The 20,466-nt window shown below is 42.3% G+C and carries 19 protein-coding genes and 2 pseudogenes; 9 read left to right on the top strand and 12 right to left on the bottom strand.

The window, feature by feature from the left end:
- The first annotated feature begins 40 nt into the window (after positions 1 to 40).
- The 5 genes from hmpA (at position 41) to AVJ20_RS12180 (ending at position 4,475) form a co-directional block, all read left to right on the top strand.
- Positions 41 to 1,249, top strand: coding sequence for an NO-inducible flavohemoprotein (hmpA, locus tag AVJ20_RS12200; RefSeq protein ID WP_111885413.1), 1,209 nt, complete (start codon positions 41 to 43; stop codon positions 1,247 to 1,249).
- 86 nt (positions 1,250 to 1,335) lie between these two features.
- On the top strand, positions 1,336 to 1,779 hold the full coding sequence (locus tag AVJ20_RS12195; RefSeq protein WP_111885412.1) for an RrF2 family transcriptional regulator: 444 nt from the start codon (positions 1,336 to 1,338) through the stop codon (positions 1,777 to 1,779).
- An 85-nt stretch (positions 1,780 to 1,864) separates the two neighbouring features.
- Positions 1,865 to 2,725 carry a ribosome biogenesis GTP-binding protein YihA/YsxC gene (gene yihA / locus AVJ20_RS12190; protein ID WP_111885411.1) on the top strand — a complete coding sequence of 287 codons (861 nt, stop codon included), beginning with the start codon at positions 1,865 to 1,867 and terminating at the stop codon, positions 2,723 to 2,725.
- A gap of 157 nt (positions 2,726 to 2,882) precedes the next feature.
- Positions 2,883 to 3,827, top strand: a complete 945-nt coding sequence (locus tag AVJ20_RS12185) for a metal-dependent hydrolase (RefSeq protein WP_111885410.1) — start codon at positions 2,883 to 2,885, stop codon at positions 3,825 to 3,827.
- A 222-nt stretch (positions 3,828 to 4,049) separates the two neighbouring features.
- Positions 4,050 to 4,475, top strand: a complete 426-nt coding sequence (locus AVJ20_RS12180; protein ID WP_111885409.1) for a VOC family protein — start codon at positions 4,050 to 4,052, stop codon at positions 4,473 to 4,475.
- On the opposite strand, the gene AVJ20_RS12175 is transcribed toward AVJ20_RS12180, so the two are convergent.
- Together AVJ20_RS12175 and AVJ20_RS12170 are read right to left on the bottom strand one after the other, a co-directional pair.
- Positions 4,472 to 5,731 carry a dicarboxylate/amino acid:cation symporter gene (locus tag AVJ20_RS12175; RefSeq protein WP_171319277.1) on the bottom strand — a complete coding sequence of 420 codons (1,260 nt, stop codon included), beginning with the start codon at positions 5,729 to 5,731 and terminating at the stop codon, positions 4,472 to 4,474. The two genes, AVJ20_RS12180 and AVJ20_RS12175, sit on opposite strands and share 4 nt — an antisense overlap.
- Positions 5,732 to 5,981: 250 nt before the next feature.
- Positions 5,982 to 6,854, bottom strand: a complete 873-nt coding sequence (locus AVJ20_RS12170; protein ID WP_111885408.1) for an acyl-CoA thioesterase — start codon at positions 6,852 to 6,854, stop codon at positions 5,982 to 5,984.
- A gap of 287 nt (positions 6,855 to 7,141) precedes the next feature.
- On the opposite strand from AVJ20_RS12170, the gene plsB reads away from it, so the two are divergent.
- Positions 7,142 to 9,715, top strand: a complete 2,574-nt coding sequence (gene plsB, locus AVJ20_RS12165) for a glycerol-3-phosphate 1-O-acyltransferase PlsB (RefSeq protein WP_111885407.1) — start codon at positions 7,142 to 7,144, stop codon at positions 9,713 to 9,715.
- Positions 9,716 to 9,812: 97 nt separating this feature from the next.
- On the opposite strand, the gene AVJ20_RS12160 is transcribed toward plsB, so the two are convergent.
- On the bottom strand, positions 9,813 to 10,424 hold the full coding sequence (locus AVJ20_RS12160; RefSeq protein ID WP_111885406.1) for a hypothetical protein: 612 nt from the start codon (positions 10,422 to 10,424) through the stop codon (positions 9,813 to 9,815).
- A 121-nt stretch (positions 10,425 to 10,545) separates the two neighbouring features.
- Entirely contained in the window at positions 10,546 to 11,322 is a 777-nt protein-coding gene (locus tag AVJ20_RS12155; protein ID WP_111885405.1) for an NAD-dependent epimerase/dehydratase family protein, read from the bottom strand.
- Positions 11,323 to 11,381: 59 nt separating this feature from the next.
- Here AVJ20_RS12155 and recG point away from each other — a divergent pair, with 59 nt between their 5' ends.
- Positions 11,382 to 13,427, top strand: a complete 2,046-nt coding sequence (gene recG, locus AVJ20_RS12150; RefSeq protein WP_111885404.1) for an ATP-dependent DNA helicase RecG — start codon at positions 11,382 to 11,384, stop codon at positions 13,425 to 13,427.
- Positions 13,428 to 13,572: 145 nt separating this feature from the next.
- Positions 13,573 to 14,205, top strand: a complete 633-nt coding sequence (locus tag AVJ20_RS12145) for a ComF family protein (protein WP_111885403.1) — start codon at positions 13,573 to 13,575, stop codon at positions 14,203 to 14,205.
- A gap of 46 nt (positions 14,206 to 14,251) precedes the next feature.
- Here AVJ20_RS12145 and AVJ20_RS12140 read toward each other — a convergent pair whose 3' ends face one another.
- On the bottom strand, positions 14,252 to 14,659 hold the full coding sequence (locus AVJ20_RS12140; RefSeq protein WP_078192470.1) for an NUDIX hydrolase: 408 nt from the start codon (positions 14,657 to 14,659) through the stop codon (positions 14,252 to 14,254).
- Complete coding sequence (locus AVJ20_RS12135) at positions 14,659 to 15,264, bottom strand: TIGR00730 family Rossman fold protein (RefSeq protein WP_111885402.1); 606 nt, start codon at positions 15,262 to 15,264, stop codon at positions 14,659 to 14,661. Before AVJ20_RS12135 ends, AVJ20_RS12140 begins: the two co-directional genes overlap by 1 nt.
- Before the next feature lie 155 nt (positions 15,265 to 15,419).
- Between AVJ20_RS12135 and AVJ20_RS12130 the strand changes: the two genes are divergently transcribed.
- Positions 15,420 to 16,433 carry a CorA family divalent cation transporter gene (locus AVJ20_RS12130; RefSeq protein WP_078189297.1) on the top strand — a complete coding sequence of 338 codons (1,014 nt, stop codon included), beginning with the start codon at positions 15,420 to 15,422 and terminating at the stop codon, positions 16,431 to 16,433.
- 79 nt (positions 16,434 to 16,512) lie between these two features.
- Here the strand turns inward: AVJ20_RS12130 and AVJ20_RS12125 are convergent, their stop codons facing one another.
- The 6 genes and pseudogenes from AVJ20_RS12125 to AVJ20_RS12100 all read right to left on the bottom strand — a co-directional run.
- A complete protein-coding gene (locus tag AVJ20_RS12125) occupies positions 16,513 to 16,773 on the bottom strand; it encodes an STAS domain-containing protein (RefSeq protein WP_218945760.1) in 261 nt (86 codons plus the stop codon).
- A 39-nt stretch (positions 16,774 to 16,812) separates the two neighbouring features.
- Positions 16,813 to 17,449 (bottom strand): annotated as a pseudogene (locus AVJ20_RS12120) (MlaC/ttg2D family ABC transporter substrate-binding protein).
- Between the two features lie 17 nt (positions 17,450 to 17,466).
- Positions 17,467 to 18,147 (bottom strand): outer membrane lipid asymmetry maintenance protein MlaD, encoded by a 681-nt coding sequence (locus AVJ20_RS12115; protein ID WP_111885400.1) that lies wholly within the window; start codon positions 18,145 to 18,147, stop codon positions 17,467 to 17,469.
- On the bottom strand, positions 18,147 to 18,926 hold the full coding sequence (gene mlaE, locus AVJ20_RS12110) for a lipid asymmetry maintenance ABC transporter permease subunit MlaE (RefSeq protein WP_078189301.1): 780 nt from the start codon (positions 18,924 to 18,926) through the stop codon (positions 18,147 to 18,149). The genes AVJ20_RS12115 and mlaE overlap by 1 nt, the downstream gene beginning before the upstream one ends.
- On the bottom strand, positions 18,923 to 19,741 hold the full coding sequence (locus AVJ20_RS12105; protein ID WP_111885426.1) for an ABC transporter ATP-binding protein: 819 nt from the start codon (positions 19,739 to 19,741) through the stop codon (positions 18,923 to 18,925). Before AVJ20_RS12105 ends, mlaE begins: the two co-directional genes overlap by 4 nt.
- Positions 19,742 to 20,148: 407 nt before the next feature.
- Positions 20,149 to 20,466 (bottom strand): annotated as a pseudogene (locus AVJ20_RS12100) (DEAD/DEAH box helicase); the annotation flags it as partial.

Here is a 20,466-nt window from a genome sequence, read left to right as displayed (position 1 = left end):
TTAAATACATCTTATAAATAACAGCCATGAGAGATCAGCTATGACTCCGCAGCAAATTGACCTAGTAAAAGCTACTGTTCCTGTTCTACGTGAAAATGGTGTCGCGCTGACTGGTTACTTCTATAATCGTATGTTGGGCAATAACCCTGACCTCAAAGAAACCTTTAACATGGGACATCAGCGCAGCGGTGCTCAGGCACAAGCTTTGGCGGGTGCTGTATTGGCTTATGCTGAAAATATTGAGGACCCATCTGTACTTTTACCAGTTGTAGAATTAATTGCGCATAAACATGTGAGTCTTAACATTCAAGCTCCAGACTATAATATTGTCGGCGAAAATTTGCTGCACTCGATCAGTGAAGTATTAAGCATTTCAATGGAAGATCCACTGATTGCAGCTTGGGCAGCAGCATATGGACAATTGGCAGACTTGTTTATCAGCACTGAAAAAGCGATTTATGAGCAACATCAGCAAACTAAAGGCAGTTGGTTAGGTTGGCGTAATTTCAAAATCGCGAAAAAAGTGGCTGAAAGTGATGAAATCACCTCATTCTACCTTGAGCCTTCTGATGGTGGTGATTTACCAAAATATGAAGCAGGTCAGTACATCTCTGTACGTGTATTGGTCGATGAGCTGAGTCTAAAACAACCACGTCAATATACACTGTCTACCAGCCCACAAGACAACTACTTACGTATCTCTGTAAAACGTGAAGATCAGAAAGGTGACTTGGTTCCAGGTTGGGTATCAAATACACTGCATGGCTTGGAGATCGGTTCAGAAATCGAAGTGTCTGCACCAACAGGTAATTTCTTCCTGATTGATTCACAAAAACGCAATGTCTTTATCAGTGGTGGTGTAGGTCTAACACCAATGATTGCGATGCTGAATCAGTTGGTGACTTTAGACATGCCACAACCTGTAACCTTTATCCATGCCTGCCGTAGCAAACAAGTGCATGCAATGCATAAACACATTCAGGATTTGGAAGCAAAATACCCACGTCTTAGCACTTTTACAGCGTATGAGTTCCCTCATGCTAATGATAAATTAGGTGAAGATTATGATGCTGCTGGTCGTCTAGACTTAGGCAGCATGGATACTGCACTGTTACCGATCAATGCGGATTATTACCTTTGCGGTCCAATGCCATTTATGGCTGAACAACAGAAAGCTTTAATTGCTCGTGGTATTCCTGCTAGCAATATTCACAGCGAAGCTTTCGGCACTGGTGGTGTAAAACACTAACTAAGCTATTCACCTGAAATACAAAGGGTTAGTTTAGTTATGCTAGACTAGCCCTTATTTATTTCTCTTAGACTCACAGTATTATCATGCAACTCAATAAATTCACCGATTATGCATTACGCATTTTGCTCTATATCGCACGCCCTCGTGATGTGCCTTATAACATTGCTGAAATTGCAGAAGACCTGCATGTTTCGCGTAATCACTTGGTGAAAATTGTGCATTTTATGGCAAAACAAAACTGGTTAATCACCAGCCGCGGCAAAGGTGGCGGCATTCGCTTAAACCCTGAAGCACTTGACGCTCAGCTCGGTCAAATCGTACGAATTCTGCAAGGCCATCACCAGATAGTAGAATGCAATGACCCACCCTGCGTACTACGCAGTCAGTGTGGTTTAAAAAGCCTCTTAGACCAAGCTTTAGAACAGTTTTATCAAAGTCTCGATCAGTACAAACTTGCCGATGTTTTACAACCAAGCAGCGCATCTAAATTTACAACACAATCTCCGATTCAACTGATCAATCTCTAATTTCACTTTGCCTGCGACAAAATTCGCTTGCCTGCCCGACTTCCTTTATAATGCGTGTTGTTAAATCAGTTATTGAAGTTGGGTTATGCATCAGCACAGAGGAAAATCACGAAACAGTAAAGCGGCCAATGCGCCGAAGCAAAAGATTACTTATGAGAAAAAAGTAGACTCTGCGATTACTGAATATGCTGTGCGCTCGCTCAACTGGCTACGCAAAGCTGAGTTCTTAATGAGTGCGCCTAAACTCAACCTCTGCGTTGAAGATACCGGCTATGAAATTGCCTTTGCTGGCCGCTCTAATGCGGGTAAGTCAAGTGCCATTAATGCGCTCACCAACCAAAAACAATTGGCACGTGCGTCGAAAAAACCGGGTCGTACCCAAATGATCAACTTTTTCAGTCTAGGAAATCCTGATCAACGTTTGGTCGACTTACCGGGTTATGGCTATGCCGCTGTACCTGAAGCGATGAAAATCGTGTGGCAAAAAGAGTTAGAAAACTATCTGATACACCGTGAAAGTTTACAAGGCCTTGTTCTGTTGATGGATATCCGTCATCCACTACAACATTTTGACGTCATGATGTTGGAATGGGCACATTCACGTAAATTGTTCGTGCATGTACTGCTCACCAAATCAGATAAATTAAACCGTGGCCCAGCCTCTAAAGCACTACAAGAAGTGAAAGCGGCATTGAAAAAAATGAAGCTGAACTTCTCTATCCAATTGTTCTCATCATTGAATAAACAAGGTTTAGAAGAGTTAGCGAGTGTCATGGCGGGTCGTCTAAACTTCACTCTAGAGCAATCCACAGAGTTTGATCTCGACAGCATACCTGAAGCCTCGGAAGATGATATTGAAATCGATGTGGACGCGGAAGCATTCAATGACTTCCACACTACATCTGAAGACTTACCCCAAACTGAAGGCAAAAATTCAGACCACTAATCGAGTAATTTTAAAGTCAGCGCAAGAATGATTGTCTGACAAAAAGTATCTTCTGAAGATAATGAAATGTCCTGTATTGCTAATCACAATGCAGGATTTTTTTTGGATACTGAATATATCAGATGTGCACTCGATCACATAAAAACAAGGATAGGTCATGAAATTACTCTCCCGCTTGAGAAACACAAAATTTGGATCATCAATCGAATATAAAATTAAACCACGTAAAGTGAAATTTGAGTGGCAAGATACTCAAGTTGACTGGGTGCCCAACCAACCTTTTGTTAGCTATTTTATTAATGAAATTAATATGATCTTACCTGCAGGTGAGTTTTGGTTTTGCCGTTTGTATAACAAAGTATTGCCACAAATTAGAGATGAAAAATTAGCAGAGGACGTTAAAGCATTCATCCGCCAAGAAGCCATGCATGCTCAAGCACATAACTCTGCTAATAAAGAATACTTATCTCAGCGCAATATCAGTATTCAACGCAACCTTGAAATCATGGACTTCCTCTTTGGCAAACTGCTTGCGGATCAACCTTTAGGGTTCAACGTACCTAAAGCTTTGGATCATCAATGGGATCTCTTTCGTTTAGGGGTAATTGCAACAGTTGAGCACATGACCTGTGTACTAGGCAAATATGCTTTATATAATAAAGAGTGGGAACGCCTCGGTGCTGATCCGAATATGCTCGATCTAGTAAAATGGCATGGTGCAGAAGAAATAGAGCATCGTACCGTGGCCTTTGATTTGTATCGTCACCTTGGTGGGGGCTATATTTCTCGCTATTATCAAAGTGTGATCGTGATTGCTGCCGTACTTGGTCTATGGGTCGATGGTGCTGCACATATCATGCAGCAAGACTCGCGCTATGCATCGATTAAACCTGCCGTATATAAACCGTGGATTTGGCGTGAATGGGCGCGTATCGCGCAAAAAGACAATCGCTTATTGCCACATCCGCTTTGGTTAGTGTCGCAGCAATTGGGGTATTTAATGCCTTGGTACGATCCTGTGCATGAAGCAAAAACTGAAGATGCGATTGCTTACCTCGACAACTCTCCTGCTGCAAAGCGTGCCGCACTGAAAGTTGCTTAAACACCATTTAAAATCTGTATTAAGCAGGGTTCGCCCTGCTTTTCTTTGTGCTCACATCCATTACGCTCCATTTTTTTTATTGCGCAATCAACACACTCAAGATGGATAGGATCGTAAGTTCGATGTTTAAAGTACAGTTATTCCGAACTCCCTATTCTCTTTAAAATGCATTTATATTCAGCCTCATCCTAAAATAAAAATACATCGATCAGGAGCATCTCCATGCACGCTCACATCTCCGTCATTACACTGGCCGTGAATGATTTACATGCTGCATTTGCGTTTTATCAGGAGGGTTTAGGTCTAAATAGCGCAGGGATTATTGGGACTGAATTTGAACATGGCGCTGTGGCATTTTTTGATTTACAACACGGTTTAAAGCTCGCACTCTGGCCGCAAGATAGCCTTAGTCATGACACAGACATCAATACATCAGTATTTTGTCCAACTCAAATGTCTCTTGGTCATAACGTCAACAGTCCCGCAGCCGTCGATCAAATCATGCACCAAGCCCAACGCGCAGGTGCAAAAACAATTAACCCCGCACAGCCCACGTTTTACGGTGGTTATGCAGGCTATTTTCAAGACTTAGACGGGCATCTGTGGGAGATCGTCTACAACCCACATTTTAGCTCTTTATCTGCTTAATTCGACAACGTTGGTTCATCGACATCTCGCGTATGACGATCAACCACTACACTAATCATCATATCGCCCTGTACGTTCACCACAGTCCTTACTGTATCTAAGAGTCGATCTATCGGCAGTAAAATCGCAATCGCTTCTGCAGGGAGTCCGACTGATTGTAAAACCATAATCATTGTCACCATTCCAGCGCTTGGAATGCCCGGTGCGCCGAGTGACGCAATCATGGCGGTTGCACAAACAATTAACTGCTGACCCAAGGTTAAATCTAAGCCCATCAAGTTGGCAATAAATAACGCAGCAGCAGCTTCATACAACGCTGTACCATCCATATTCAACTGCGTGCCCAAAGGAATTACAAAGCCTGCCGTTTGAGGACGTACACCTAAATTTTCCTGCGCACATTTCATCGACAGTGGCATCGTTGCTGAACTTGAACTGGTTGCAAAAGCAGTGATTAAGGCAGCTCGTGTTCCTCTAAAAAATGTCAGTGGGCTCATTTTCCCAAAAATCCAAAGCAACAGAGGTAACACCACTGCCCCATGGAAAATCGTCGTCCCTGTGACTACGGCAGCAAACTCCGCGAGGCGACTCAACACCGAAATATCTTCTGTAGCAATCAATTTAGCCAATAATGCAAAAATACCAATCGGTGCAAGCTTCATCACCCAGCCGATAATCATCATCATGATGTCAAAAAATTGCTGACTGAGCTTTCTCACACTTCGAAATTTTTCACCGCCTTTGACCAAGGCCACACCGAGAAATAGTGAAAACACCACGACTGCGAGTACGTTGCCATCACTAAAGGCTTTAAACGGATTAATCAGTGTATTTTGAATAAAATTGGTAAAGAATGAACCTGCTGTGAGGGTGTCAGGACTTTGATGCTGTTGCATTGCATCTTGGAACATGACGATGTCCACGCCCTGCCCGACTTTAAAAATATGCGCGCATGCTAGACCCAAGATCAGTGCCAAAGTTGTGGTAGTGACACAGCACGCTAAGGTAATTTTCCACGTTCGACTCAGCTGACCACCCGCTTGTAAATTCGATACCCCCACCACAATCGAACTAAAGATCAACGGAACCAAGATCATTTTCAGCAAGCCAATAAAAATACTACTGGCAATCCCCAAGCCATACAGGCTGGCAGACAAAAACTGCGTCTCTGGAAACTGAATTAATAAAAAGCCAAATGCCACACCCAATATTGCGGCAATTAAAATCTGCGTATTTAAGCTCATTGTGCCTTGCATTTATCATCCTTTATTCAGGCACTATGCCATGCGACCCATTGAGATTCGAGGAATTTTTTGTCACATGTACTGCTACAATTCTGCAAAGCCCGAATTCAGCTTAATTTAACCTATGCCGAAAGACACTAACGAGATAGATCAAATCTACGAGTAGGCTCATACAGATAAATAAAGGTAATAAAAAACCGAATCTTCTGATTCGGTTTTTTCAGTATTCAGCTTTTACTACTTAACACATCTTGTTCAAAGCTTATTGGGTTTCAATTTCACGTAAACGGATCAAGCCTTCTTGTGTCGTACTACAGACCAACTCACCGTTTTGCCACATGCGACCGAAATTTAGACCACGTGAACTAGCACTGACGGTGGCATCCATATCATAAAGCATCCATTCATCCACACGGAATGGCTTATGGAAATACATGGCATGATCAATACTCGCACACTGCAAACTAGGTGATAAATAACTTAAACCATGTGGACGAAGTGCAGTCGTCATCAGCGTAAAGTCTGAATAGAATGCCGCAATAGCCTGATGTAAAGAGATGTCATCAACATCGGCAGCAATCGTGTCATGGGTACGAATATAGTGTGCATACGATGGCGCAGCAGGCTGCGGTTGGTACGGGTTTTGTGGATCAATCGGGCGAATTTCTACATGACGGTCGCGCATAAAAGACGTACGGACGTTTTCAGGGACAAACTCCACCATCATCCGTTTTAGCTCAGCTTCAGATTTTAAATCCTCTACAGCTGGATATTCTGGCTCTGCAACTTGGTAGTTCAACCCTTCTTCTTGCTCTGCAAATGACACCATACACATAAAAATGGTTTTACCATGTTGAATCGCACGAACCTGACGACTCACAAAACTGCGTCCATCGCGAATACGATCTACTTCATAAATGATCGGTGCACTGATATCACCGCCAAATAAGAAATAGGCATGTAAAGAATGAGCAGGTCGATCTGTCGTATAAGATGCTGCACGTAGCGCCTGACCTAAAACCTGTCCACCAAAGACACGTTTCCCGACCAAATTTCGGCTTTGCCCACGAAAAATATTTTCTTCTAATTTTTCAAGGCTGAGTAAATCAACCAACTCTTGTGTTAAGGCATTCATAACAAACCTATCTATCATTCGGGATTAAGCTAATGCAGGCAACATCAACAGATGTTTAAATATATTTTCCATTTTGCCATAAATCCAGACTAAAACCCTAAAGATTCGCTGACTGATCTGTCACCTTGCTGATGCAATATAACTGCTAAAAATACGTTTTTTAACGATAAAATCTTACAATATCTATGCAATTTGTCAGAAAATGACATACAGTTTTTAAGTACAATTACGCAGAATAGATTCCCCTCAGAATCTCTGTGGTTTGGTCATGAAAAGTAGGAGTTTGTATGTCCAAGAGCGGCTTTGGTCAGATGTATCGAAAGCTTTCGAGTAAACTGCTTGACCTTGTGGTAACACCGCATGTTTTAGGTGAAGTCCCTGTAGAACCTGTAGTGACTGAAACCGATACAGATACCGGCGTACAGACAACGAAAATTACCTGCTACGTTCTGCAAAATCATTCACGGAGTAATGCTTTAATTGTCGATGGTGAAACCCGTCGTTTAAAGCTACACCCTGCACTCGACCCAATGACTGTGGGTACGCAAACAGAAAAAGCCTCTGTGGTGTTTTTACAACATCATGATGAAGACAACTTACTCAATCCACCGCCACATGCCTTTCCACCTCGTTTATTACGTTTAATTGAGGTTTTGGAAAAAAATCCTGATGCGGATGTTGAGCTCGTTCCTGTAACCGTGCTGTGGGGCCGTGAACCCGATAAAGAAGATTCTTGGTTTAAATTATTATTTACCGATACATGGTCTACACCAAGCAAAGTGAAGCAGCTGGTCAATATTGGTTTGCACGGTCGTCAATCGTACCTCGAATTCCATGAGCCACAGTCTTTGCGTCGTTTGGTTGAATATGCCAAAACTACACATCCAAACTTGTCACCTGCGACTTATATTGTTAGCACACTGAATGATTATTTAGATGCGCAGCGTGAAGTGGTTTTGGGTCCGGATTTATCTGACCGTCGTAATGTGATGCATGGCCTGATCAAATCTACGGATGTGCAAGATGCGATTCGTCGTGAAAGCATTCGCAGTAAAATCAGCATGGTTGAAGCTGAACGTCGTGCGATTGGTTATTTAAATGAAATCGTTTCTGACTATTCTGCATCAACAGTACGTTTTGCTGACTTAGCACTGACTCGTCTGTGGACACAGCTTTATGATGGCGTCGAAGTGCATAACTTCAGTACCGTTCGTGAACTGGCCAAAGACTACGAGATCATTTACACCCCATGCCATCGTAGTCATATCGACTATTTATTATTGTCATATGTGATCTATAAACGTGGCTTGATGGTGCCGTACATTGCTGCGGGCGATAACTTAAACATGCCATTTGTCGGGCAAATTTTACGTGGCGGCGGCGCGTTCTTTATTCGTCGTTCATTCCGTGGCAATGGTCTCTACACCACCGTATTTAAAGAATACCTCTACAGTATTTTGGCGCGTAATACGCCGCTTGAATACTTCATCGAAGGTGGGCGTTCACGTACTGGTCGTTTATTACCACCGAAGACCGGCATGCTCGCCATGACTGTCCATGGTCATTTACGTAATCCAGCCAAACCGATCGTGTTCTTACCGACCTATATTGGTTATGAGCGTTTAATGGAAGGTGCGACCTACGTTGGTGAAATGAATGGTAAGCCAAAAGAAGGCGAATCAATCATCGGGATTATGAAAACCCTGCGTAAGATCGAACGTATTTTCGGTAAAGTTCATTTGAATTTTGGTGAGCCGGTTTTCCTTGATGACATGTTGAAACAGCACAATGCAAGCAACATCAAAATCGAGAAAAATGACGACCCAATTCCGCCAGAAGTTTCGGATGCCATTAACAGCTCTGCACACGTGATTTTAGAAAATATTAACCGTGCAGCAGTGGTGAACCCAGTTTCATTGCTTTCATTGATTTTATTGGCGACATCTAAACATACTTTAGATGAAGAGATTTGCATTAAGCAGTTAGATACCTATCGCGATCTTTTAACTGCCTTACCTTACGATGAGCGCATGCAAGTAACACCGCTGTCAGGTAAAGAAATCATTGCTTATGGTTTAAAACTCAAGCTGATTAAACGTGTTAATCATGTCCTTGGCGATATTATTGCCATTGCTGATAATCAAGCGGTGCTGTTAACCTACTTCCGTAACAACATCCTGCACGCATTTATTTTGCCATCACTCATTGCCGCTTTGGTTGAACATAATGGTTCAATTCGCCGTGGTGATTTAATTAATGTCATTCGTACACTGTATCCATTCTTAAAAGCTGAGTTATTCCTCAAATGGAATGATGAAGAGCTTAAAGATCAGATCTGTGCGTATGCAGAAGTACTGATTAAAGCCAAGCTAATTTCTGAAGATGCAGAAGGCAACCTGATCTCCCCTGCGCCTAACTCAGAGCAGCACAATCAGTTAGTAGTCTTGGCTGCACCCGTGATGCAAAGTCTAGAGCGTTACTACATGACTTTGGCTTTAATCACACAACGTGGTTCGGGTAATATCTCAACGCGTCAGGTTGAAGAACTCAGTCACTTGGTTGGTCAACGTCTATCTGTGTTGTATGAATTTAACTCGCCAGAGTTCTTTGATAAGGCCTTATTCCAAAGCTTTATTAAAGTCTTAACACAACAAGGTTATATCAGCACCAATGAAAACAACGCCATTGTGTTTGATGAAAATTTCCAAAATGTTGCGCAATATACCAACCTCGTTTTGGATGATGTGACACTCCAAATGTTGCAGCACATTACAACCTTTAGTGATGAAGAGTTAAAAGAAGCACTGGATAAAGTGGCTGCTGAACAAGCTAAAAAACGTTTGAAACGTAAGAGAAAATAAACCGTTCTGATTTTTTCGCCATAAAAGCGGAAGAAGATGAGCAAAATCAGGGACAAGTTGTAAAAGGCTTGTCTCTGTTCATTAGAGATAATGAGCTTTAAATTTTGGAATCTTCATTTTTTTCAGAAGAAAAATTAAAGTAATTATTTACTATGTATCTTAAAGCATAAAAAAACTCTACAGCCTCTTTCATTGTTGGAAGTTCATAATCAATGTCATGGGTTAATGCATTTCTTCTTATTGTTAAACTTGATATTTTATTCAAAATATCATTTGGAAGCTTCCCCTCCCATTTTGCTACTTGTTTCTTATTATATGGACCATCACACGAAACCATAAAATCTTTAAAAATTTCAAATTGTTCAATCATAATCAACTTTGATATTACAGGCTCAACCCTCGATTGATGCGGTTCAAGCTTTGATGTAGGTATCTGTGTTTTCCCCGTATTATGAAATTGATTATCTAAAACAACTCCTGCTATTGCACGCATATAAATACTTGATCTCATACAATATGGCTGGCTCCTATCCATATCTTTCTGATTTGCTCCCAATGACAAATAAGGGCCTTCCTTCCAAGCAGAATTATCTTCTCCCATATATTCCCATCCCATCATTTTTTCAGCAGAACGTGCTTGATCAAAGGTCATGACAGCATCACAAATAGCACTTGTGGAAAGCTTAATATAATCAATATAGCTCGACATAAATCCCCTTATAGTTAACTGAATTGAATTATTCTTTATAAATAAATATTAAAGCACCATTTGTTTTTATCAAATAAACTCAATAATTATTTAAATTCAAAATCTAAATACCCCAAAATACTCAACACTCCAACTTAAAACCACTCTCCATCATCCGCGTTGCATAAATCTTTTTACCTGTTTCTACTTCGCTCTCTAAAACCAATTCGGGTAAATGCATAGCTCTTTGTAATTCCAAGATCCGCTCATGTAATGGTTGAGGTTGTTTATTAGAACAAATATATGATTTCTCAGGATGTTCCACGTGAAGTAGATGACACAGAAATTTTGCCAAATCATCGATATGTATTCGATTTGACCAATGGATATTGGGATAGCGATGAGTCGTTTCGGCCAGTTTCTGCATTCGTTTTGTCGATGTGCCATAAATCCCAGATGGACGTACAATCACGCATTCGGTAGGAAATGCTTGTGAGTAGCGATGCTCCATTTCGCGTAACAGCATCCCCTGCTCATCGATCGGTTGTGGCACAGTGTCATCATCAATGCGCTCCCCCGCATGCTCACCATAGACACGAGTGGACGACACCACGATTAAACGTTGTATTGGATGATGTGCTAATGCTTGAACAATTGGCTGTACAGAATCGACATAAGTATTTCGGTAAGCATCCACAGCATTGAATTGAGCATGACGTGCAGGAGCCAAAAGAACATAGACAGTATCAATCGGTTGAACCTGCGACAAATCCAGTTGGTGAATATCTTGGATTAAATGTTCTGCAAAATCATCCTCTTTCGCACTACGACTCACTGTGGTAATTTGGTGACCTTGCTGAAATAATTGTTTAGCAACACGTTGCGATGTTTTACCATAACCGATAAATAGAATATGCATCAAACGACCTATTCTCAGAACTGATCCATTTAGATCATATAAACCGAAGTTGAGGGGACATGGCTGCCGTCCATCAATTGCAAGGGGTTGGCAATGCCGCCGCTGCTTTACTTGAAAAACTAAATATTTTCACGACAGATGATCTTTTGTTTCATCTGCCACGCGACTATGAAGATCGTAGCACGATCATCCCCATGAACCAATTGACCGTGGGTCGTAGTTATTTACTGGAAGGCACAGTCAAAAGTATCGACTTTCCACCCGGAAAGCGTAAATCGATGGCCGCCCTACTGGATGACGACTGTGGCAAAGTTACTTTACGTTTTTACCATATCTACAAAGGCATTACTGATCGGGTAAAACCGGGCAATCGTTTACGGATTTTTGGTGAAGTCCGTGTTGGTGCTCGTGGCTTAGAAATGTATCATCCTGAACTACAGGTGATTACTGAACACACACCTTTACCACAAACCCAACTCACTGCGATTTACCCCGCAACCGAAGGCTTAACGCAGTCCAAATTGCGTGAATATGTCAAACAAGCACTACAGTTATATAGTGATGACTTACCTGAATTATTGCCGGAAAAATTCACCAATGGCTATGCCCTAAAACAAGCACTGGACTATATTCATCACCCCCCTGTCGATGCCAATATGTTGCAACTCAGCCAAGGTTCTCATCCTGCACAGCAACGTTTAATTTTCGAAGAATTGGTTGCCCATCAGGTCAGTTTGCTCAGCCGCCGTGCTTATATTCAACAAATCGAAGCACCGTCATTCTCTACAAGTAAGAACTTCACCAAACAACTTTTAAGTACACTACCGTTTGAAATGACCGGCGCACAAAAACGCGTGTCCAAAGAAATTGCGGTCGATCTGAAAAAGAACAAACCTATGCTTCGACTCGTACAAGGCGATGTAGGTGCAGGTAAAACTTTGGTTGCAGGCGTTGCAGCCTGTCATGCGCTCGAGGAAGGTTGGCAAGTGGCCATGATGGCGCCAACAGAAATTTTGGCCGAACAACATTATCTAAATTTCAAAAAATGGTTTGAGCCTATGGGTCTGACCGTGTCTTGGCTTTCCGGCAAGCAAAAAGGTAAAGCTCGAGCTGCTGCAGAACAAAGTATTCAAGATGGTTCCGCCAATTTAGTGGTCGGTACACATGCTTTATTTCAAGACAATGTACAATTTGCCAAATTAGGTTTAGTGATTATTGATGAACAACACCGTTTTGGCGTCGATCAGCGTTTGGCACTTCGGAACAAAGGTCTCAATGGCATGACACCACATCAACTGGTGATGACGGCAACCCCTATTCCTCGCACCTTGGCCATGTCGGCTTATGGTGACTTAGACACCTCCGTCATTGATGAACTGCCACCCGGTCGTACACCGATTCAAACGGTTACCATCCCACTTGACCGTCGTGAAGAAGTGCTACAGCGGATTGCCAGCAATTGTGCTGAAGGCAAACAAGCCTATTGGGTCTGCACCCTAGTGGAACAATCCGAAACCTTAGATGCTCAAGCCGCTGAGGCAACTTTTAATGAAATTAAAGAACGCTTCCCAGACCTCAATATTGGTCTGGTTCACGGCAAAATGAAGGCCGATGAAAAGCAAGCAGTGATGCAACAATTTAAAAATAATGAGTTGCAATTACTCATTGCAACCACAGTGATTGAAGTCGGTGTTGACGTCCCAAATGCCTCGATCATGGTGATTGAAAATGCAGAACGCCTAGGGCTTTCACAACTACATCAGCTACGTGGTCGTGTAGGACGTGGTGCAAAAGCCAGTTTCTGTGCCTTGCTGTATAAAAATCCTTTATCGCAAAATGGGCAAGAGCGTCTACGCATTATGCGTGAGACCAATGACGGCTTTATTATTGCTGAAAAAGATTTGGAAATTCGCGGCCCCGGTGAGCTCCTCGGCACTAAACAAACAGGCGATATGGGCTTTCGTGTAGCAAAATTAGAGCGCGATGACCATTTACTCAATCAGGCACACTATGTGGCTCAACAAGTCCTAAATGATTATCCTGCACAGGCTCAAGCGCTTTTAAAACGATGGCTGCCTGAAGCACCCCGTTATGCCTATGTATAATAATTATTGGGATGACAGATCGATCATCCTAAAATACAGATTGGCTTTAACCAGTAAGCTTGTCGAACAGATTGCTGTAGTGTCGTGATTGCACTTCACAGCAATCTGTGCAAAATACTCAAAAAAGAATGATTAGAATAAAAATATGCTCCAATCCATCCAACATTTCATCCGAAAAGGAATGCAGAGCGTTTCCCCTTGCCTGCTCTGTGGTATCGATCGACAACAACATCATTCGCTTTGTACTGACTGCTGGGAACAACTGCCTTGGTTTAAAAAAATGGTTAATCGCCATGAACACAGCATCTCTTGTGCCTTTCACTATGATTTTCCAATAGATCGCATCATCCAAAGCTATAAGTATGAGCAACAATTGCACTATCAAAATTTACTGGCACAGAGCCTTTTAAGCTTGCGCTTAGCTAGGGTTCAAGCCATTGTGCCCATGCCTATTTCAGTTGAACGCCTTAAGGACCGTGGATACAACCAAATGCTGCTCGTTGCACACATGATGGCAAAGCAATTGCGCATCCCTGTTTGGCAACCCGTGATTCGTCAAGCACAGCACGCTCAAAAAGGTTTAAGTCGGCTAGAACGCCTAGAAAATATCGAACAGCAATTTATTATCGACCCAACTAAAAAACGCCGTTTCCGTAAAGTCCTCATCATCGATGATGTGGTGACCACGGGGAGTTCAATCCATGCATTAAGTACGCTGTTACATCAGCTACATTGCACGCAGGTATATGCCGCATGCATTGCTGCGGCACAGCCTTAGTTTCAAACATCAACCACTAATAAAGAAACTGAGCAAGCAAAGCGGTTTAGCTTTCAGCAAGAGATCGCGCCTGCTGCTTCACCCAAGGAATCACCACCTCACGCGTTAAAGGCGCAAGTTTTGTTTGTGTATCATCCAAGCTGACCCATTGCATTGCTGCAATTTCCGCATCAATTTTCGGTTCACCTTGCAACTGGACCAGATAGACATAACTCACCAGTAGATGATCAGCTTCGTTCGCAGCGGCCGTTTCAAAACGACCAATGAATTGTTCAATCTGCGCAGCGCAGCCAATTTCTTCCTGAATTTCACGTAGCATGGTGATTTCAGGAGCTTCATGGGGTTCTAACTTGCCGCCTACTTGCATAAAGAATGCCGTGTGTTTTTTACGAACCACTAAAAGTTCATGCTGTTCATTTAAAATAATGGCTGCGGCAACAGTGATAATTTTCATCAATCTTGTTCCAAATCGGCGATAAAGGCTGTACGTTCAACCATGCCCCATTTCGGCTCTGGCGCAGTGAAATGTTGAAACTGCTCAACAATCGTTTCAATATTATCTTCTGCAATTAAGGCTTCGATAAAACGCGGATGGGTAAAGCCTTTTTCTGCAGTTGTTTTTAGAAAATTCAATAAATCGTCATAAAAACCATCTACATTGAGAAAGGCACATGGCTTTAAATGAATGCCCAATTGAGCCCACGTCCACTGCTCAAAAATTTCCTCTAAAGTCCCTGCTCCACCTGGAATCGCTACAAATCCATCCGAGAGTTCAGACATTTTGGTTTTCCGTTGTTGCATATTTTCTACCACATGCAATTCGGTTAAATCTGGATGTGCCAATTCTTTATCGACCAAGACTTTTGGAATCACCCCAATGACTTGCCCACCTGCACGCAAAGCACTATCTGCCACAACCCCCATCAAACCTGAACGGCCACCACCATAGACTAATGTAATACCTTGGGCCGCTAAATGACGACCGACTTTTTCAGCCACCTGTAAATAGGCAGGATTGTTACCAAGGGCGGAACCACAGAAAATTGCGATAGATTTCATTTATAATCACCATCAGATCAGGAACGCTATGCTGGAAAAATCAACTTTAAACAGATTTTTTCATAAATTAAGCATTAGAACAGTGTTTTTCAGCAAATCCTTGTCTAAAATACACCCATTCATTTTTAACTTACTGCGTAAGGGGAAAAGACAACATGCTTGAAGCCTTTTACGCGACAGAGCGCGGTAGCTTAGAAGATGTCACCATCAATGGTGACTTCGATTTACATCAGGATTTAGTCTGGCTCGATCTCATTGCCCCGTCTCAGGAAGAGCAGCAATGGATTATGGATGCCTATGATCAAAATTTACCCACATTAAAATCATTAGAAGATATTTCGTCGAGTGCACGATTCTACCGTGATGACGATGGTATTTTGCACATCAGCACCTATTTTTTAACGAAAAATAAAAATTTTCAGGTCGATGGTGAACCCGAAGAAAATGCTAGCACCTTAGCTACCGTACAAACAGTTGCCTTTATTTTACATAAAGAACGCTTATTCACTTTACGGGGTGAAAAGCTGGTGGCTTTCCGTGCCTTTCGTGCCCGCGCGCGTCGTAACGATTATGAAATTGACTATAAAGATCCAACTTGGATTTTATTGGGTCTTTTAGAAGCCAAACTCGATGAACTTGCGGATATCTTGGAAGATATCCACAAGGACTTAGAAAAGTATTCTACAGAAGTACTGAATAACCGTCATCGTGAGATGATTTTAGACTTAGATGACATGATTACCCGACTTGCGCATTTAGAAGATATGCTCGGGAAAGCTCAGCTGTGTCTGATCGATTTACGTCGTGTTCTCACCTTCCTGTCACGTCCTCGGGCCTTGGGCAGTCATATTTATGATGCCGACATCCGAGAACTCAGTGAAGACGTACGTTCTCTTGTTGAGCATGATGCGTTCTTATTCCAAAAGGTTCGATTCTTACTGGATACCACTTCTGGGTTCATTAACACCGAGCAGAACGATACGATTCGTCGATTCTCGATTTTACCGAGTATGCTTGCGCCACCGATGTTAGTAGCTAGCGTCTATGGGATGAACACCGATGTACTGCCATTCGCGCATGGTACAACCAGTTTTATCGTGGTCAGCTTAATCATCGTGGCATTCTTTATTGGCCCATTGATGTACTTCCGCTGGAAGAAATGGATTTAATCCGTTCCTATTGCGTAGACTTGCGAGAGTTTCTTGCCCCGCTAAAATAAAAAAAGCACCTTACGGTGCTTTTTTTTATTTAGATCAATTGCAAGTCATGCTCAAGATGACAGGCTTGAATAATCTTCATCATTTTTTCAGGGACTGCTTTAAACTGTAAACCTTGCGCTTTTGGCGTTTGACGTAACCAACGGACTAAAACAGCTAAAGCCAAAGTACTGCCATGCTCAAGCTCAGCAAGATTGACCACCAAGGGAAAAGCTTGCTGTTGTTGAATCAATTTCAAGCCGTCTTGATAATACAATTCGGCATTGTTGTAATCGATTTTGCCTGAAACCATCAATTCTTGTTGATGAAGTTTAATCACACATCACCTATCTTATTTTTTCTTGTCTAATGCAGCATCAGCATCAGGTTTGAAGTTCGCAATTGCTTTATCAATGTTACCGCCATTACGTTTTACAGTCGCCGCAAACTGATTACGGAATTGTAAGCCTAGATCGATACCCGAAACGTTGATATTACGGATTTTCCATTGTGAACCTTTATCCGCCAACTGGAAAGAGACTGGAATTTTTTCACCGTTGTTATGGAAATCAATCGTTACAACAGGGTTCTTACTGTTCGATGCTTTATATGGACGCATGCTATATGTTTGGTTACTAAACTTGGCAAAAGCTGAACCATAGTTTTCGATCAGTGTTGCACGGAAGTTACGTTCAAACTGCGCACGTTGAGCCGCTGAGCTGTATTGATTCGTTGCATACGTACCCATCACGATACGTGTGAACGCTTGTGAATCGATATACGGGTCTAAGTTTTGACGAACAATCGTTTTCACAGCCGCAGGGTTATTTTGTAGTTTTGCGTGGTCTGCTTTTAAACGTGTAATGAGGCCATCAGCCACTTTTTTTTACAAATGCAGGTGGTGCTTCGCTTGGAGCAGCAAAAGCTGTACCTGCCATCATAGTTGATAAGATACTTGCTGTAAGCGTATGTTTTAACAATGTGTTCACTTAATTTCTCCTAAAAATTATTCAACAAATGCAGGTTCGTCTGCCGTTGTTGTGTCAGCAGTTTCTGTTTTTTGTTCAGCATCTGCTGTGTTGTCAGATTTGTTCCCTGCACCACCGGTCACAAATTTAGACACCAAATCTTCGATTTCCATCGTACCTTGGGTATTACCAATTTGGTCACCACGTTTTAAGAAGTTGACACCACCACCCGGTACAATTTTTAAATATTTCTCGCCCAATAAACCATTGGTTGCCACCATAATGTAAGCATCTTCATCGATATTGGTGATGGATTTCATGTTAGCAATCAGTTGCTGTTCCATTTCTTTTTGTTTCGCAGGTGTCGCTGCTTCATAGTCTGATGTGTAACGCAGTTCTTCGAGTGCATTCTTTTGCACTTCTTTTAATTGTTCTGCGTTATAAGAGGTTAATGAACCATCCATAATCAGATGTGCTGTCACTAAACGCGTCACAGGATCGAGTTTCAACGATTCCACTTGACCAACTTTAACACCGCTTAAGGTGACTTTGGCACGGGGTTTAATCCCGTTTACATTTTCAAATGTCGCGGTCAATTCATAACTGTCTTCAATGTTATTGCCGACCAAACCACTCACACGCATCGCCAAGAAGAAAATAGCGATAGCAAACAGAATGACAAAAAAACCGACGGCCAGTTCACTCGTACGTGATTTCATTAAATACCTCCGAACATGACCGCAGTCAACACGAAATCTGAACCTAAAACACACAACGAAGAATACACGACAGTACGTGTGGTCGACGTTGCAATACCTTCTGAAGTTGGGACACAGGCATAACCCTGATAGACCGCAATCCAAGTACAAATTAATGCAAAAACAAAACTTTTGATGATGGTGCCATTAAAGACGTCTTTAAAGAATTGCACACTGTTCTCGATGCCACTCCAATAAGAGCCTTCATCTGCACCTAGAAAATCAACACCCACCAATTTACCGCCCATGATGCCGACCGCAGCGAAAATCACCGACAACATTGGTAAGCTAAAAATACCGGCCCAAAGTCGAGGCGAGATCACTCGTTTTAATGGATCGACCCCGATCATTTCCATACTCGACAACTGTTCAGTGGCTTTCATCAAACCAATTTCAGCCGTCAAAGCAGAGCCTGCACGACCTGCAAAGAGTAAAGCCGCCACCACAGGTGCAAGTTCACGCAGTAACGTCAGTGCAACGGCGGTACCGAGCATTGCTTCACTACCAAAGGTCGACAGAATGCTATACATTTGCAAACCCAGTACCGAGCCAATAAATAAGCCAGATACCACAATAATCAGTAATGAAAGCACACCAACACGGTACATCTGATAAATAAACAATTTCACGCCAAGTAAAGTCGGCATGGAAAAAAGAATCTGCAGCAACATAATGGTTGCTACGCCGATTCCTCGAACACGTTCAATGACGCGTCTACCTAATGCGGCAATAGCATTCATGAACGAACCTCATGATTTAAATAGGGCTGATGACTGAATTGATAATCGACTGGACCTTCTACCGAACCCGTCAAGAACTGCTTCACAAAAGGCGAGGCATGTGCTTTTAACTGCTCAGGTGTTCCCTCGCCCTGCACTTTCCCTTCAGCCACCACATAGATGTAATCTGCAATTGATAATGTTTCAGCCACATCATGCGAGACAATAATCGTAGTTAAATCTAAAGCTTCACGTAGCGAACGAATCAAGCGAGTTAAAACCCCCATCACAATCGGGTCTTGCCCTGCAAAGGGTTCGTCATACATGATCAGTTCAGGATCGAGTGCAATTGCACGGGCCAAAGCCACACGACGATTCATACCACCCGATAGTTCAGAGGGCATCATTTGTTCTGCACCACGTAAACCAACCGACTCTAATTTCAACGCAACAATTTCAGCGATCAAATGCTCTGGCAACTTGGTATGGGCACGAATTGGAAAGGCTACGTTTTCATATACCGACATATCGGTAAATAATGCACCGCTCTGAAACAACATCCCCATACGCGCACGCGCAGCGAAGAGTTCCTGACGTGACATCTGTGCAATGTCCTGCCCATCAAGCAACACTTCTCCATTATCGGGAGTCAATTGACCACCAATTAAACGGAGTAAAGTCGTTTTACCTGTACCAGATGGACCCATAATTGCAGTGATCTGACCACGACGAATTTTTAAACTGACATTGTCATAAATGACGCGCTCTCCTCGCTTAAAACTCAGGTTTTTCACTTCGATCAGTGCCTGAGTCTGAGAAGACGTTTGATTATTCATAGCTGAGGATTTTCCTGCATTTTTTTCAGCATGCATACTATAAAGGATTGAAGTTTAAAATGTTACCATTGCATGAGCGCATATCCCTGCATTCCATCAGGTAAATTGTTTTTTATTATTAATGCGATTTTATAGAGGGTGCTTTCAACCCAATAGAAGAATTTAGTTAAAATAATTGTATATATAGTAAACGATATTACACAATAAGAGTGTCAAACCGATATAAGGCATAAGTACCTCGATCATCACTGTACGCATATTTGCCAACGCGTTTCCGTTCATATTAATTATCATTAAACACATAAAGTTTGATCAAGTATACATTTTTCTGATTAAAAAGCTAATTTAAATCCATAAAAAAAACCGGTGTTTCCACCGGTTTTTTCGATATTTCTTTCAAAATTCAATTAGTCATTGAATTTACGACGTGGACGGTCTTCACCGAAAGTGCGTTCACCACGTGGTTTATCATCACCGAAACGTTTTGGACGGTCATCGCCGAAACGTTTTGGACGATCTTCACCAAATGAACGTTGAGGACGGTCACCGTTGAATTCACGACGTGGACGATCTTCACCAAATGAACGTTTTGGACGATCGCCATAACCTTCACGAGCTGGTTTGTAATCTACACGGTTACCACGGTTGTCATCGTTAGAACGACGATCAAAACCACCTTCACGACGTGGACGATCGCTGTTAAATTCGCGACGTGGACGATCTTC

This window comes from Acinetobacter sp. CFCC 11171 (genome assembly GCF_003268405.1).
GTDB classification, from domain to species: domain Bacteria; phylum Pseudomonadota; class Gammaproteobacteria; order Pseudomonadales; family Moraxellaceae; genus Acinetobacter; species Acinetobacter amyesii.
Note: the sequence above shows the minus strand (reverse complement) of the source record. Positions and strands in the feature narration are given on the sequence as shown.